Source organism: Echinicola vietnamensis DSM 17526, assembly GCF_000325705.1.
GTDB lineage: Bacteria > Bacteroidota > Bacteroidia > Cytophagales > Cyclobacteriaceae > Echinicola > Echinicola vietnamensis.
This window is the reverse complement of sequence record NC_019904.1, coordinates 2,974,059-2,987,594: the sequence shown is the minus strand read 5'-3', so window position 1 is coordinate 2,987,594 and position 13,536 is coordinate 2,974,059. Positions and strand designations below refer to the sequence as shown.

Annotated in this window: 16 protein-coding genes and 1 other RNA gene; 4 read left to right on the top strand and 13 right to left on the bottom strand. The window is 43.5% G+C overall.

What is annotated here, in order from left to right; translation table 11 throughout:
• Window positions 1–43 precede the first annotated feature (43 nt).
• From hisA to ECHVI_RS12215, 12 genes are all read right to left on the bottom strand, one after another.
• Entirely contained in the window at window positions 44–763 is a 720-nt protein-coding gene (gene hisA / locus ECHVI_RS12270) for a 1-(5-phosphoribosyl)-5-[(5-phosphoribosylamino)methylideneamino]imidazole-4-carboxamide isomerase (RefSeq protein WP_015266317.1), read from the bottom strand.
• A gap of 2 nt (window positions 764–765) precedes the next feature.
• Complete coding sequence (gene hisH, locus ECHVI_RS12265) at window positions 766–1,350, bottom strand: imidazole glycerol phosphate synthase subunit HisH (protein WP_015266316.1); 585 nt, start codon at window positions 1,348–1,350, stop codon at window positions 766–768.
• A gap of 216 nt (window positions 1,351–1,566) precedes the next feature.
• Window positions 1,567–2,361, bottom strand: coding sequence for a phenylalanine 4-monooxygenase (locus tag ECHVI_RS12260; protein WP_015266315.1), 795 nt, complete (start codon window positions 2,359–2,361; stop codon window positions 1,567–1,569).
• 299 nt (window positions 2,362–2,660) lie between these two features.
• On the bottom strand, window positions 2,661–3,680 hold the full coding sequence (locus tag ECHVI_RS12255; RefSeq protein WP_015266314.1) for a bifunctional 3-deoxy-7-phosphoheptulonate synthase/chorismate mutase: 1,020 nt from the start codon (window positions 3,678–3,680) through the stop codon (window positions 2,661–2,663).
• 139 nt (window positions 3,681–3,819) lie between these two features.
• Window positions 3,820–4,596 (bottom strand): tryptophan synthase subunit alpha, encoded by a 777-nt coding sequence (gene trpA / locus ECHVI_RS12250; protein ID WP_015266313.1) that lies wholly within the window; start codon window positions 4,594–4,596, stop codon window positions 3,820–3,822.
• A gap of 112 nt (window positions 4,597–4,708) precedes the next feature.
• Entirely contained in the window at window positions 4,709–5,887 is a 1,179-nt protein-coding gene (gene trpB / locus ECHVI_RS12245; protein WP_015266312.1) for a tryptophan synthase subunit beta, read from the bottom strand.
• 33 nt (window positions 5,888–5,920) lie between these two features.
• Entirely contained in the window at window positions 5,921–6,541 is a 621-nt protein-coding gene (locus ECHVI_RS12240; RefSeq protein ID WP_015266311.1) for a phosphoribosylanthranilate isomerase, read from the bottom strand.
• Window positions 6,542–6,544: 3 nt separating this feature from the next.
• Window positions 6,545–7,363 carry an indole-3-glycerol phosphate synthase TrpC gene (gene trpC, locus ECHVI_RS12235; protein WP_015266310.1) on the bottom strand — a complete coding sequence of 273 codons (819 nt, stop codon included), beginning with the start codon at window positions 7,361–7,363 and terminating at the stop codon, window positions 6,545–6,547.
• Between the two features lie 3 nt (window positions 7,364–7,366).
• Window positions 7,367–8,383: an anthranilate phosphoribosyltransferase gene (gene trpD / locus ECHVI_RS12230; protein ID WP_015266309.1), complete on the bottom strand. Its 1,017-nt coding sequence runs from the start codon at window positions 8,381–8,383 to the stop codon at window positions 7,367–7,369.
• Between the two features lie 183 nt (window positions 8,384–8,566).
• Window positions 8,567–9,136 (bottom strand): anthranilate synthase component II, encoded by a 570-nt coding sequence (locus tag ECHVI_RS12225; RefSeq protein ID WP_015266308.1) that lies wholly within the window; start codon window positions 9,134–9,136, stop codon window positions 8,567–8,569.
• A 74-nt stretch (window positions 9,137–9,210) separates the two neighbouring features.
• Complete coding sequence (locus ECHVI_RS12220; protein WP_015266307.1) at window positions 9,211–9,591, bottom strand: four helix bundle protein; 381 nt, start codon at window positions 9,589–9,591, stop codon at window positions 9,211–9,213.
• Window positions 9,592–9,628: 37 nt separating this feature from the next.
• Entirely contained in the window at window positions 9,629–11,038 is a 1,410-nt protein-coding gene (locus ECHVI_RS12215) for an anthranilate synthase component I family protein (RefSeq protein WP_015266306.1), read from the bottom strand.
• 428 nt (window positions 11,039–11,466) lie between these two features.
• On the opposite strand from ECHVI_RS12215, the gene ECHVI_RS12210 reads away from it, so the two are divergent.
• A complete protein-coding gene (locus ECHVI_RS12210) occupies window positions 11,467–11,694 on the top strand; it encodes a hypothetical protein (RefSeq protein ID WP_015266305.1) in 228 nt (75 codons plus the stop codon).
• A gap of 17 nt (window positions 11,695–11,711) precedes the next feature.
• On the opposite strand, the gene ECHVI_RS12205 is transcribed toward ECHVI_RS12210, so the two are convergent.
• Window positions 11,712–12,020 (bottom strand): hypothetical protein, encoded by a 309-nt coding sequence (locus tag ECHVI_RS12205; protein WP_015266304.1) that lies wholly within the window; start codon window positions 12,018–12,020, stop codon window positions 11,712–11,714.
• Window positions 12,021–12,163: 143 nt separating this feature from the next.
• On the opposite strand from ECHVI_RS12205, the gene ffs reads away from it, so the two are divergent.
• The 3 genes from ffs to ECHVI_RS12195 all read left to right on the top strand — a co-directional run bounded on the left by ffs (window position 12,164) and on the right by ECHVI_RS12195 (window position 13,528).
• An RNA gene (gene ffs / locus ECHVI_RS23180) (signal recognition particle sRNA small type) lies at window positions 12,164–12,254 on the top strand.
• A 257-nt stretch (window positions 12,255–12,511) separates the two neighbouring features.
• Window positions 12,512–13,171: a fructose-6-phosphate aldolase gene (gene fsa, locus ECHVI_RS12200; RefSeq protein WP_015266303.1), complete on the top strand. Its 660-nt coding sequence runs from the start codon at window positions 12,512–12,514 to the stop codon at window positions 13,169–13,171.
• Window positions 13,172–13,324: 153 nt separating this feature from the next.
• Window positions 13,325–13,528 carry a hypothetical protein gene (locus tag ECHVI_RS12195; protein WP_015266302.1) on the top strand — a complete coding sequence of 68 codons (204 nt, stop codon included), beginning with the start codon at window positions 13,325–13,327 and terminating at the stop codon, window positions 13,526–13,528.
• The last annotated feature ends 8 nt before the right edge of the window (window positions 13,529–13,536 follow it).

The window sequence follows — 13,536 nt, the reverse complement described above, 5'->3', positions numbered from 1 at the left end:
AAATTGCTGTCTTCACAAACTAAAGCCATCATTTATTCTTTTATCAGTCTGCAAAAGTGGCCAACTCCTCCAAGCTGACCCTTCCTTCATAGAAGGCTTTGCCGACAATCGTACCAAACACTCCGATCTTTTCCAGCACTTCCAAATCCCTCACTTCGGCCACTCCTCCACTCGCGATCAGTCGAATACCGGGGATTTCTTGGATAATTTCCCGGTACAAGTCCACAGATGGCCCTTGCAGCAACCCGTCTTTGGCCACATCAGTACAGATGACATAACGGGCACCTTTGGCATGATAGTCCTTGATGAAATCCACTACATCGGCCTCAGTGGTTTCTTCCCAGCCGCTGATCGCAATCTTTCTATTCTTGGCATCTGCGCCGAGGATAATCTTCTCGGATCCGTGCTTTTCTAACCACCCCTCAAACAGGGCTGGATTTTTTACCGCTATGCTGCCTCCAGTGACTTGGCTGGCACCGGCATCGAAAGCCATTTGAATGGTCTCATCTGATTGGACTCCGCCGCCAAAATCAACCTTTAGGCTCGTATGGGAGGTGATGTTTTCCAAAACCGCCCTGTTTACGATCGTTTTGGCCTTGGCACCATCCAAGTCTACCAAATGCAGCCGCTTGATTCCAGCTCCCTCGAATTTTTTGGCCACCTCCAACGGATTGTCGGCATACTCTTTTTTCTGGCCATAATCTCCTTGGGTCAAACGCACACATTTCCCTCCGATAATATCAATTGCAGGAATGATTTCCATGATTATAATTTCAAGAAGTTGGTTAATATTTTTTGTCCCGAGTGACTGCTCTTTTCCGGGTGAGCCTGCATTGCATAGAAGTTGTCCTTCTGTAACAAAGCACTGAAATCTTCGATGTAATGGGTTTTGGCTACGGTAAATTCAGGGTGAATTTCAGCGAAATAACTGTGGACATAATAAACATAATCATGCGTATTGATCCCTTCTAAAAGCTGCCCTTGAGTCTCCTGAAGGCTATTCCAACCCACATGGGGCACTTTATCCGCTGGCGGAAACTTCCTTACTTTCACAGGAAAAACCCCCAAGCATTCGGTATCATTTTCTTCAGAATATTCGCACAAAAGCTGCTGCCCAAGGCAAATGCCAAAAAAAGGCTGCTTCAGGTCCTTGATCAGCTGATCCAGGTTTCGCTCACGAAGGTACCGCATGGCAGAACTGGCCTCCCCTTGTCCGGGAAAAATCACCTTATCGGCCTTTTTGATCTCCTCCACATCATCGGTAAGGTTGGCGTTGATGCCGAGCCGCTCAAGCGCATAAAGCACAGAGAGCACATTCCCGGAATTATATTTTATAATGGCTACATCCATTTAATTTACTACTACTTAAAAGCTAAATAGACCTCAAATTCCCAAAGGAAAATTTGAGGCCTATCACTTAGGTTTGTGAACTTTTTGATCTGACTGTACAAGCATAGAATCACTTGTATTTTCGCGTCTCAAAAATAAACATTATATCCTATTTTAGAAGGCATTATCCAATCTATTTGGCAGAAAGGTCAATCCCCAAAACTTCAATCCAAATCCTTAAGGCTCTTTCTCAGGGTCTTCATTGGCTATCAGCTCTTCTGCCAAGACACGTTCAATCTCAGGAATGGAATTATAGAGCTGCTCATAACTTTCTATCACGTAATACTTGTCCTGAAACTTATCCTTCCAATAAGGGGTCTGCATGATACTTCTCACATCGTAATCACGGTGCTCAGGGTCATCCGAAAGGCTAAACTTGGTTTCACCCGCAGAACTTAAAATTCCTGCACCGTAAATCTTTAACGCACCGTTTTCCCTGATCAATCCAAACTCTATGGTGAACCAATAAATTCTGGAAAGCAAATGAATCGCCCATTTATCATCAATGTACTTGAGTGCAATACCGCTTAGATCCTGTAAAAAATCCACATATGGCTGATTGGTCAGCATAGGCATATGGGCAAAGGCATCGTGAAACATATCCGGCTCTTCCAAGTAATCGAGCTGTTCCATTTTCCTTAGCCAAGTGGAAGAAGGAAACCGCTTATGGTTCAATAAGCCAAAAAACAAATCATCATCAATCAATCCCGGCACCACCTGAACACCCCAGCCCGTAGACTTGCTCAGGATTTGGTTCACCTCGGAGAAATTAGCTATCCGATCAGCCGTAAAGTTGATTTCCTTGATACCCTCCAGATATGCCTTGGAAGCTGCATTGGGAAGGTTGACAATTTGCCTCTCATAAAGGGTTTTCCATACAGCAAAATTCTCTTCCGTGTAGGCATCATAATCCTGATGCATTGCTTTTAATCTGGGGTCCTCGAAGACCCATTCAGCTGATTTACCTGCCATTTTATATTTGGGTTAGTTTATAATATTCTACGAATTCTCTTTCATGGGGTTAAAAACAAAAAGGCCTAACCCCGTTTAGGATTAGGCCTTTCATTATCTTTTCAGTAAAGCTCACAGCATTACACCTAATCCTTTTCGGGGAGGAAATGGTAGTAATAGCTGTAATATTTTACGGATAGGTTCTTCATCTTGTGCGGTAAAGATAGAAAGATACTTTTTTTAATCAAAATTCCTTGTTTCAAAATTAAGCAAGATCACCTTGTACCGTTATCGTCCTACTCAAAATGGATCAAACCTGACTACAACAGATCAAAGGTCTTCCGCATGGCAAATGTCTTTCTGATCTGACTTGCCAATTGGGAGCTTTGGGCAAAATCAAGTGTCTGCTGACCATCCGAGTAAGCCTTTTCGGGGATTTCGTGTGTTTCATAAATGATCCCGTCAGCCCCGGCCATTACCCCTGCCAAGGCCATCTGATGCACAAATTTACGGATGCCGATGCCATGGGACGGGTCCACCACCACAGGCAGGTGAGATTTATCTTTCAGCACCGGAACAGCATTCAGGTCCAAGGTGTTTCGGGTGGCCTTTTCGTAGGTCCTAATACCCCGCTCGCACAATATCAACTTTTCATTACCGCCTGAAAAAACGTATTCAGCAGACTGCAGCAATTCTTCAATTGTGCCGGAAATCCCCCGCTTGATCATCACTGGCTTGTCCACCTTGCCCAATTCATCCAGCAAGTTGAAATTTTGGGTGTTTCTGGCACCCACTTGGAAAACATCCACATAATCCATCATCTCTTCGATCTGCGAAACCTGCATGACCTCCGTGATGATCTTGATGCCTGCCTTACTGGCCAGTTCATGCCATAACTTCAACCCTTCTATTCCTAATCCTCGAAATGCATACGGGCTACTTCGGGGCTTGTATACGCCACCACGCATGATCTTGATGTTATTGGCTTTTAAGTGATCGATGACTTTAACGATCTGCTCTTCACTCTCGATAGAACATGGACCAGCCATCACGGCCATATCACCTTCCTTGATATACACACCATCTCCCAAATCAATGGAAGTGGGATTGACCTTCCACTTTCTGGACACCAATTTATAGGCATCGGAAACAATGTGAATATCCTGTATGCCTTCGTGGTGGCCAAATTTCCGTATGTCAAATTCTGCACTACCGATCCCTACCAAGTACGTTCCCTTTTGGGTGATCACCTCGGTAATCTTGTAGCCAATTTGATTGATTTCTTTGATCAGGCGCTCCTTTTGAACTTCGGTGATGTCCTGTTTTACTTGTATGATCATTTTTTAATGTGTTTTGAAGGTTTGAAGGTTAATTAGGGTTAAACATGGTAAGGGGTGAAGGTTTCAGCTGGAGCAAAGTGATTCACCTTTTGGTCTCACCTCATTCTTTAAACGCTTCACTGCTTGCGCCCAAGAGAAACTATCCCTGCAGCACACCCTGGATATATGTATTGATATCTGCTTTCAGGTCCTTGGCATTGCTGAGTACTTTGATAAAAGCACTGCCGATGATGGCACCATGGCTGTAGGAGGAAGCTTTGGAAAATGTGGCATGGTCTGAAATCCCAAAACCGATCAATCGAGGGTTTTCCAATTCCATGCTCTTAACCCGTTCAAAATACGCCTCTTGCTCATCTGAAATACCGGATTTCGCACCTGTAATACTATGCGATGAAACCATGTAAATAAATCCATCAGATTGCTGGTCGATTTCACGGATGCGCTCCTCGCTCGTTTGCGGAGAGATCAGGAACGTATTTCGCAGATCATATTCGTCAAACAATGCTTTGTAATCATCCTGGTATTGTTGGATAGGTAAATCTGGCACTATTAGCCCATCCACACCCACTTCATTACATTTCTTGCAAAATGCCTCTATGCCATACTGCAAAATAGGGTTGAGGTAGCCCATGAGCACCACTGGGATCGTTACCGTTTCCCGCATCTTCTCCAGCTGCTGGAACATTTTTTTCATGTTCATCCCATTTTCCAAAGCCGCTTTGTTGCTCTCCTGTATCGTGGGGCCATCTGCCACTGGATCTGAATAAGGCATCCCTACTTCGATGATGTCAGCACCCGCTCCTTCTATGGCTTCCATAATCGCAAGCGTATCATCCAGCTTCGGAAAACCTGCCGTAAAATAAATGGAAAGAATGTTTCCCTTCTTTTCCTGAAATAATTGATCTATTCGGTTCATAGTTGATTGAAAGGTTGGAAATGTTAACATTGGAAGATTGGAAACACCACTCCTCCAACCTCAACTGCCAATCTTCTTTTTTTCTTTGCGCTTAATACTTGTTAATTGCTACTCAATACCCTCCCCATTTAATATAGGTATCCAAGTCCTTATCGCCTCTTCCGGACAGGTTGATCACGATGACATCGGAAGGCTTAAATTTCAACTGCTTGAGTACAGAAAGGGCATGGGCCGATTCGATCGCTGGGATGATTCCCTCCAATCTACTCAGCTCCACTCCGGCTTTCATGGCATCTTCATCTTCCACTGCATAAAATTCTCCCCGCTTGGAATCGAACAAATGCGCATGGACAGGCCCAATGCCCGGATAATCCAATCCAGCTGAAATAGAATGCGGCTCTACCACTTGACCATCTTCAGTCTGCATGAGCAAGGTCTTGCTGCCGTGCAAAACACCTGGTGTTCCCAGGGCGGTAGTCGCCGCAGATTTCCCGGAAGCCACTCCCAATCCTGCCGCCTCAACAGCCACCAGTCTGACCGAAGGGGTATTGTAATAATGGTAAAAAGCACCAGCAGCATTACTGCCACCACCCACACAGGCAATGACCATGTCAGGATCTTCCTTGCCTTCTTTCTCTTTCAACTGGTATTTAATCTCTTCACTGATCACGGACTGAAACCGTGCGACCATCTCCGGATAAGGATGTGGGCCTACCACAGAGCCGATAATATAATGGGTGTCTACAGGGTTGTTGATCCATTGTCTCAGTGCTTCATTCGTGGCATCCTTTAAGGTCTGACTTCCCGATGTAGCGGGCACCACTTTCGCTCCCAAAATGCGCATACGCTCCACATTGGGCTTCTGCCGCTCCATGTCGATCGCCCCCATATAGACGGTACAATCCATCCCCATCAAGGCACAAACCGTCGCTGTAGCCACCCCATGTTGGCCCGCCCCGGTTTCCGCGATGATACGCTTTTTGCCCAGCTTTTTGGCCAAAATAATTTGGCCAATGGTATTGTTCACTTTATGGGCTCCGGTATGGCAAAGGTCTTCCCGCTTAAGGTAAATTTTGGCTCCATACTCCTGAGAAAGCCGCTTGGCATAATACAGGGGAGTTGGACGCCCCACATAGTCCTTTAAAAGGGCATGAAATTCATCTTTGAATTCATCCGATTCCGTGATCTTTTCATAGTTGGTCCTAAGTTCTTCCACGTTGGGGTAGAGCATTTCGGGGATGTAAGCCCCTCCAAATTTCCCATAGAACCCTTTTTCATCTACTTTAACCATAGTTTTATCAAATCCCCCATGAAGGGCGTGTTTTTAATTTTTTAATTGCTTTACAAAACGACTAATCTTGACAATGTCCTTGACTGCTGGCTCACGCTCAAACTTGGAATTGATGTCCACTCCAGCCAATTGAGGCTGCTGCTGCTTTAACCTTAAAATATCCGCAACACTCTCCTGATCAATCCCCCCACTGAGCAAGAACGGTTTGTCCAGCGGATAAGCTCCCAGCAACTGCCAATCAAACTGTTTTCCAGAACCACCATATCCCTTCGTCTCGGTATCAAAGAGAAAATAAGCCACATGGGGCTCAAAACCTTTCAGAAACTCCCAGTCTACTTCAGCCGTCACCCTAAAAACCTTGATGACATTAGCCGTGGTCTTTTGCTTCAATTCCGCTACAAAAGCCACATCCTCATTGCCATGGAGCTGGATATAGTCCAAGCCAAAACCTTGGACGGTTTCGACGATTTCTGCGACAGGAGCATTGACAAACACCCCCACCTTGGCAGCATTGGTAGCCGGAATGGCTGAATGGTCAGCCACGTACCGGGGAGATTTTGGATAAAAGATCATGCCCATTAAGTCTGGCTGAACTTTTTCGTCAAGTTCACGAATGTTGTCCGCATCGCGCATGCCGCAAACTTTCACTATCATGCTTTAAACCGTTTCTGTTTTGAAATCCGGACTCAGTTCCCGGTATTTGTTCATAAAGTTATAAGCAGCCTGATGCGGCCGGATAGACTTCATAAAGTTTTCTCCTATCAAAAAACCATCAAATCCACCCTTCTTCAAATCCACCAATGTCTGAGGATCAGAAATGCCACTTTCAGATATCTTCACAAATTTATCGGGAATTTGACCGACCAAATCATACGAAGTATCCAGGGACACTTCAAAGGTCTTCAAGCTTCTATTGTTCACGCCCACCAAATCCAAATGATCGTTCAGAGAACGGTCAAGCTCCTCCTGATCATGCACTTCCATCAGCACTTCTAACCCCAGTTTATGGGCAAAAATGGCCAGCTCCTCCAATCGTTTTGGCTCAAGCGCAGCAGCAATCAATAGGATACAATCTGCCCCTATCGATTTGGCTTCCACAATTTGATATTCATCCACAATAAAGTCCTTGCGAAGGATCGGACAAAAATTAAACTTCCGGGCGGTGATCAGGTCTTCATTGGAACCACCAAAGAATTCCTTGTCTGTCAATACCGACAGCGCAGAAGCTCCCGCCTGCATATAGCCAATGCTGGTTTTCTCCACCTTTGCGGCACTGTTGATGGCTCCTTTAGAGGGAGATTTCCGTTTGAATTCCGCAATGATACCGGTTTTGGTTGGAAGCGTCACATATTTTTTCATGGACACCACCTTGTTTTCGAAAAACACACTTCTTTCGAGCATTTTGGTGGGAACCAAGCTTTTTCGCTCAGCTACTTCTTCCTTTTTGTGCGCAATGATTTTGTCAAGTATATTCATGGATTAAGATTTTGCTAGTGAAACAGATGTTTTTGAATTGACCAATTTTTTGAATGTCTGTAGCGCTTTTCCACTGTCCAAGGATTCGGCGGCCTTGACAATCCCTTCTTCAAAGCTCAAGGACTGGTCAGCTGTAACCAAAGCAGCAGCCGAATTGGCCAGCACTACCGCTCTCTGGGCTTCTGTCCCCTCACCTTTTAGGATATCTTGAAAGATCTTAGCAGACGCTTCAATGGTTTTGCCTCCCTCAATGGATTTGGCGTCTAACCTTGGCAAGCCTATGGATTCTGGTGAAATCAGCCGTTCTCCGCTGTTGGAAATCATCTTAAAATCTCCGGTAAGGGAGACCTCATCATAGCCATCCAATGAATGTAAAATACTGAAATCTACCCGACTGTTTTGGTATAGATAGCCATAAAGCCTTGCCAACTCCAAACTGAACACTCCTACCAATTGTTTTTTGGGAAAGCTGGGATTTACCATTGGGCCAAGCATATTGAAGAAGGTTTTTACGCCCAACTCCTTCCGAATAGGCCCCACATTCTTCATGGCCGGATGAAAAAGCGGTGCATGAAGAAAACAAATCCCCGCTTCATCGAGATTTTTCCGGATCACATTGATGTCATTGGTGAAGTTATAGCCAAACTGCGCCAGTAAGTTGGAAGAGCCACAAATGGATGAAACACCATTGTTTCCATGTTTGGCCACATTTTGTCCTGCTCCTGCGACCACAAAGGAAGAAAGCGTGGAAATATTAAAGGTATCCTTTCCGTCTCCTCCTGTACCACACAAGTCCATGGCGTCGTATTCTGGGATCTCCACTGGAATACACTGCTCGAGCATCGCCTCGCGGAACCCTTCCAATTCCTCTACCGTGATACTTCTCATCATATAGACGGTCATAAAGGCCGCCATTTGGCTCTGATTATACGCTCCTGAGGTGATCTTCTTTAATGTTGACTTCGCCTCTTCCTTGCCCAGTGTCCTATGTTCAATTAGGTGATTTAGAATATCTTTCATCTGCTTAAAGTGCTTTTTAAATGGTCAAGTGGATCTTGCATGTCGACGATTCCCCGCTAAATGTGGGCATGGCTATGCGCGATTTCATGATCAAATAATGGTTTTTCCAAAGCAACGGCTTTAGAATTAGAATATGATGGTGGTTTTTTATTTCCTTGTAATTTACTGATTATGGCGCAATAATCATCCATTTATCCAGTTTTGAACGATTTGTTTGCCATGCTCGGTCAGTACACTTTCGGGATGAAACTGCAGTCCCCTTACCTTGTATGATTTGTGTCTTACCGCCATAATCTGACCATCTGGAGTTTTGGCAGTTATTTCCAAATCGTCAGACAAGGTGGATTCATCGATCACCCAACTGTGGTACCTTCCGATCTTAAAATTATCCGGCACGCCCTCAAAGAGCAGGTCTCTTTGGAAAACCTTCACTTCGGAAGCCACCCCGTGAACTACCTCCGTCAGGTTATTTAGACCGCTGCCAAAAGCCTCGCCAATGGCCTGGTGTCCCAAGCAAACGCCGAGGATATCTTTCTCCTTGGCATACTGCTTTAACAGCTCAGGCATGATGCCCGCATCTGCCGGCACGCCCGGTCCGGGTGACAGCAATATCTTATCGTAAGCAGCTACATCCTCTACCTTGATCTTATCGTTTCGGAAAACATCCATCTCCGCCCCATACCCCAGCTCACGGACGATATACACCAAGTTATAAGTAAATGAATCGTAATTATCGAGTACTAGTATTTTCATGATATATTAATTGAAAGATTGAAAAATTCGAAAATTGAAAAACCATCTATTTCCCAATCTCTATTTTCTTCTAATCACTTTTTTTTATTCTCAAATGCCCTTAAGTATTTGATAAAACCTTTAATTTCTTTTGAAATATTTACCAGAATGTCTTTTAAGATCAAATAATCCTCTTCGACTATCCTTCCCGCCCTATTTAAAACAAATGCCTGGCTTCTCAATTCACCAGCTGAACCTTTAGCATACTTAAGAAACCGTATAAAATCATTGTTGTTATTGTATTCAAAGCCCTCAGCTATGTTGTTTGATATTGAAATTGCAGATCCAATAAATTGGTCTCTTGATTTAAAGTCTTTCGAAAGAGGGGGTTTGTCAGCTAATTCATACACTTTTATCCCAATTTCTGCGGCATGTTTCCAAACCTCCAATTCCTCAAAACAATCAATCTTTGCCATAATTTTTTAATCTTACAATTTTCAAATTTTTCAATTATTAGACCTGCTCGGCGGCTTTGAGGGCTACACGTAAGGCTTGGAGTTTGTTGGTGACTTCTTGCAGTTCACTTTCGATGGAGGACTTGGCGACTACTCCGGCACCGGCCTGGAATCGAAGGCGGTTGTTCTCGGACACAAACGACCTGATCAGGATGGCATGGTTAAAGTCACCATTGAATCCCAAAAAGCCTATGGCACCTCCATAAAACTTACGGCTTGTGTTTTCGAGCTTGTCGATGATCTCCATGGCCCGGTATTTGGGAGCTCCTGAAAGTGTCCCGGCCGGAAAAGTATCCGCTACCAGCTGCAGTGGATTGGCAGTTTCCGGTAACACGCCCGTTACTTTGGACACCAAATGGATGACATGAGAGTAATACTGGATCTCTTTGAAAACCTCTACCTCAACTTTCTCGGAAGACCTGCTCAAATCGTTTCTGGCCAGGTCCACCAACATCACGTGTTCGGAATTTTCCTTTGGATCATCATAAAGCTTTGTCGCCAACTCGGCATCGGCCAAATCATTCCCGGTCCGCTTAAAGGTCCCTGCAATGGGATAAATCGTGGCTTTCCTACCTTTAACCACTATCTGGGCTTCTGGCGAACTGCCAAACACCTTATAGGATCCATAATCAAAGTAAAACAAATAAGGTGATGGATTCACCGACCGCAAAGCCCGGTAAACGTTAAACTCATCCCCCTTAAAGCCTGTAGTAAAGCATCTGGATAGCACGATCTGAAAGACATCCCCTTTAAAGCAGTGTTCACGCCCCTGACGGAGGATATCTAAAAACTGATTATCGGTATAATTAGAGGTTTCCTCCCCGTCCAATTTGAAGGAATACGTAGGGATATTTCGGTTGTTTAAAAGCGTTTCGATTTCTCTGACCCGGTCATCCTCTCCATTCACATGATAATCAAAAATATGGAGTTCGTTCTTAAAATGATCGACCACTATCACATTTTTATATACCGCGTAAAAAGCCTGAGGCACATTGGATTCCTTGGTATTTTCCAAGGTAATGTCCTCGAAACTCCCCACCGTATCATACTGCATGTAACCAAACAGGCCATTGGTAATGAATTTGAAATCATTGGCCTCCTCTTCAAACCGGGATGAAAATGCTTTCAGTTTATCCACCAACTTCTCCCCTTCTTTCAAGTCAAATTGATGTTTCTCTTCTTCCGGGAAAGTTTCACTTATCGTTTTTCCATCAAAGGAAAAAGTGGCCATAGGATTGAAACAAATGTAAGAATAGCTATTGTCCTGGCCATGATAATCGGAACTCTCCAGCAAGATGGGATTTTTAAATTTGTCCCTTACTTGCAGGTAGATACTTACTGGGGTAATGGTATCTGCCAGCAGCTTTTTGTACCGTGTGTTGATTTTAAAGTGTTGTCTTGTGTCCATGGTTAAACTTCGGATAAAATAAAAAAAGGCTTACTGGGGAATTCCAGCAAGCCTTATATGGTAATATTTTCACTCTTAAATATTAGGCAATGGTCAGCTGTTCTCCCCTGTCAGAAGTTCTGTTTGCCACCACCAATATTGAGTATTAAATTGTTTCATAATCTTAACTTCAGGCAAATATAAAAAGCCATTTTATTTTACAAAAGGTATTTACTTTAATTTTTTACAGCCGCAAGTTCCGCAATGGATAGTTTAAAGACAATTCCCTGATAGGCCTACGATCCATCACCCATCGCATGGTCCTAACAAATCATCAATGGGCTTCAAAATCTCTAAGGATGCTGTCGCATAAAAATGATTGCTGATGAGGTTACCCGCTCCATTTTAAAAAGCTATCTTTACGGGACATTTAAATGGGATAAGTTTTTATGGCAAAAATCGCAAAGTATTTCAAAAGGACGTTTGATGATTACAAAGTCCTGGTACAAGTCAATCCAGACGATTTAACGGGAGTGGAGCTGATCATTCACCCCTCTGGAAAAATAGAAAAGACCATCATGGAATTCGATGACGAAATCTATGATGATCTTGAAGTGGACGAATTTGAGTCCTGCAGCCCCTTAGAATTCAACATGTACCTGAAGGGACTCGCTTAACGTCTTTTCTTTACCAATTACTGATCTTGATCCTGCTCTGCACTGGGAGCAGTTTTCTTGTTCCAATAAGGGGGCAATTCCTTTTCCTCCAATTTGATCAGACGTTCGTCTTCAAATGTGGCCAATAAGTAAAATCGCTCATCCCTCAACACCCGGTAGGTTTTTTGCTTTCCCTCCAGACTGCTGATCACTGCCTCTGGGTGGACTTTCAGAAAATCACTTTCTTCCATGCCTACCTTATAGTTAGGCGCGCCTTTCATGGATGAACAGCTTCCTACAAAAAGTGCAAGCGATAAAATCGGTAGAATAAATAGTAATTTTTTCATAATTCTTAAAATTGATATTCAACGATTGAGCTGCAATAATATTGCCAATTATATTTTTCAATTGATTTTTAAGGCGTTAATCTAATCCGAAATATATTTTCGTCCAGAGTTTTGCTAGGGAAAGTTTTTGCCGTACCTTTGTACTCAAGCGGCACGACCAGCTCCTGCCAAATCCCCCAGGTCCGGAAGGAAGCAAGGGTAGGCGGTTGTAGCGGTGCGATGCCGCTTCTTTTTTTACTTTTTTAATAAATGTAAAAAATACATTTATTATTTTTGACCATCTTTCGAAATAAACACCTAACTTTACATCCCATAAAGGGAACATGTGATTTCGGCCTTTTCCTGCACGTTCAAAATATAGAAAGCCAGGGGTTCAGGCAAGATTCCATGAAACAACTTACGTTAATACCTGAAGAATTGTATTTACAGCCATTGTCCATTAACAAACAATGGCCAACCATATTCATCAAAACCAAAAAACCGTTTTACAAATGAAATTCTTTATTGACACCGCCAATCTAGATGAAATCAAAGAAGCCTATGACCTAGGTGTACTGGATGGTGTAACCACTAACCCTTCCTTGATGGCCAAAGAAGGCATCACAGGAGACGAAAATGTAAGGGCTCATTACAAAGCCATTTGTGACATCGTGGATGACAAAGTAAGTGCGGAAGTAATTTCCACTGATTTTGAAGGCATCATCAAAGAAGGTAAGGAACTTGCCAAAATCGACGACAAAATCGTCGTAAAAGTCCCTATGATCAAAGACGGTGTGAAAGCAATCAAGTACTTTAGTGAAGAAGGTATCCGTACCAATTGCACATTGGTATTTTCACCAGGCCAAGCCATTTTAGCGGCCAAAGCCGGAGCTACTTATTTGTCTCCCTTCATCGGAAGATTGGATGATATCGCCTTTGATGGACTGGAACTGATCGAGCAAATCGTTCATATCTACGCCAATTACGGCTATGACACTCAGGTGCTGGCCGCTTCTGTCCGACACACCATGCACTTGATCAAATGTGCTGAAATCGGCGCGGATGTCGTTACCTGTCCACTTAACGTCATCACTGGTTTGTTAAACCATCCGCTTACAGACGCTGGTCTTGCCAAATTCTTGGCCGATCACGCCAAAGCAGCTGGAAAATAAAACCACTAAATTTTATATTTTTCCACCATCCTTTCATCATTTGATGTTTAGGGTGGTGGTTTTTTATAATAACCCATTTTAAATTGGCATAATATTTTTATCTCATAGCGTTATCATTTAAATTTCGCTTTCAAATCACAGCCAATTATTCTTATGTACATCATCAAGGTCAAGGGCAAAGCCAAAATACCGGATTACATTCAAATCAGGGACGAAAACTTTGTGCTTGTGGCTTATTTTAGAGCTGATCGTCCGCTAAAGAACCTGGAAAAATTTGGTTTGGAAGGGAAAGAAGAAGAAATGGAGCGCTTGATCAAAGCCCTTCCATTTGGTAAATTACAAAAACTAGAACTGTAACGCGCACT

Bases quoted from the DNA above. Each gene is read 5' to 3' on its own strand.
- ECHVI_RS12220 (WP_015266307.1), bottom strand. From the start codon at position 9,591: ATGGCAAAGATTGATTGTTTTGAGGAATTGGAGGTTTGGAAACATGCC.
- ECHVI_RS12195 (WP_015266302.1), top strand. From the start codon at position 13,325: ATGTACATCATCAAGGTCAAGGGCAAAGCCAAAATACCGGATTACATT.
- trpC (WP_015266310.1), bottom strand. From the start codon at position 7,363: ATGAATATACTTGACAAAATCATTGCGCACAAAAAGGAAGAAGTAGCT.
- hisA (WP_015266317.1), bottom strand. From the start codon at position 763: ATGGAAATCATTCCTGCAATTGATATTATCGGAGGGAAATGTGTGCGT.
- ECHVI_RS12225 (WP_015266308.1), bottom strand. From the start codon at position 9,136: ATGAAAATACTAGTACTCGATAATTACGATTCATTTACTTATAACTTG.
- fsa (WP_015266303.1), top strand. From the start codon at position 12,512: ATGAAATTCTTTATTGACACCGCCAATCTAGATGAAATCAAAGAAGCC.
- ECHVI_RS12210 (WP_015266305.1), top strand. From the start codon at position 11,467: ATGGCAAAAATCGCAAAGTATTTCAAAAGGACGTTTGATGATTACAAA.
- ECHVI_RS12205 (WP_015266304.1), bottom strand. From the start codon at position 12,020: ATGAAAAAATTACTATTTATTCTACCGATTTTATCGCTTGCACTTTTT.
- ECHVI_RS12215 (WP_015266306.1), bottom strand. From the start codon at position 11,038: ATGGACACAAGACAACACTTTAAAATCAACACACGGTACAAAAAGCTG.
- trpB (WP_015266312.1), bottom strand. From the start codon at position 5,887: ATGGTTAAAGTAGATGAAAAAGGGTTCTATGGGAAATTTGGAGGGGCT.
- ECHVI_RS12260 (WP_015266315.1), bottom strand. From the start codon at position 2,361: ATGGCAGGTAAATCAGCTGAATGGGTCTTCGAGGACCCCAGATTAAAA.
- ECHVI_RS12255 (WP_015266314.1), bottom strand. From the start codon at position 3,680: ATGATCATACAAGTAAAACAGGACATCACCGAAGTTCAAAAGGAGCGC.
- hisH (WP_015266316.1), bottom strand. From the start codon at position 1,350: ATGGATGTAGCCATTATAAAATATAATTCCGGGAATGTGCTCTCTGTG.
- trpA (WP_015266313.1), bottom strand. From the start codon at position 4,596: ATGAACCGAATAGATCAATTATTTCAGGAAAAGAAGGGAAACATTCTT.
- trpD (WP_015266309.1), bottom strand. From the start codon at position 8,383: ATGAAAGATATTCTAAATCACCTAATTGAACATAGGACACTGGGCAAG.
- ECHVI_RS12240 (WP_015266311.1), bottom strand. From the start codon at position 6,541: ATGATAGTGAAAGTTTGCGGCATGCGCGATGCGGACAACATTCGTGAA.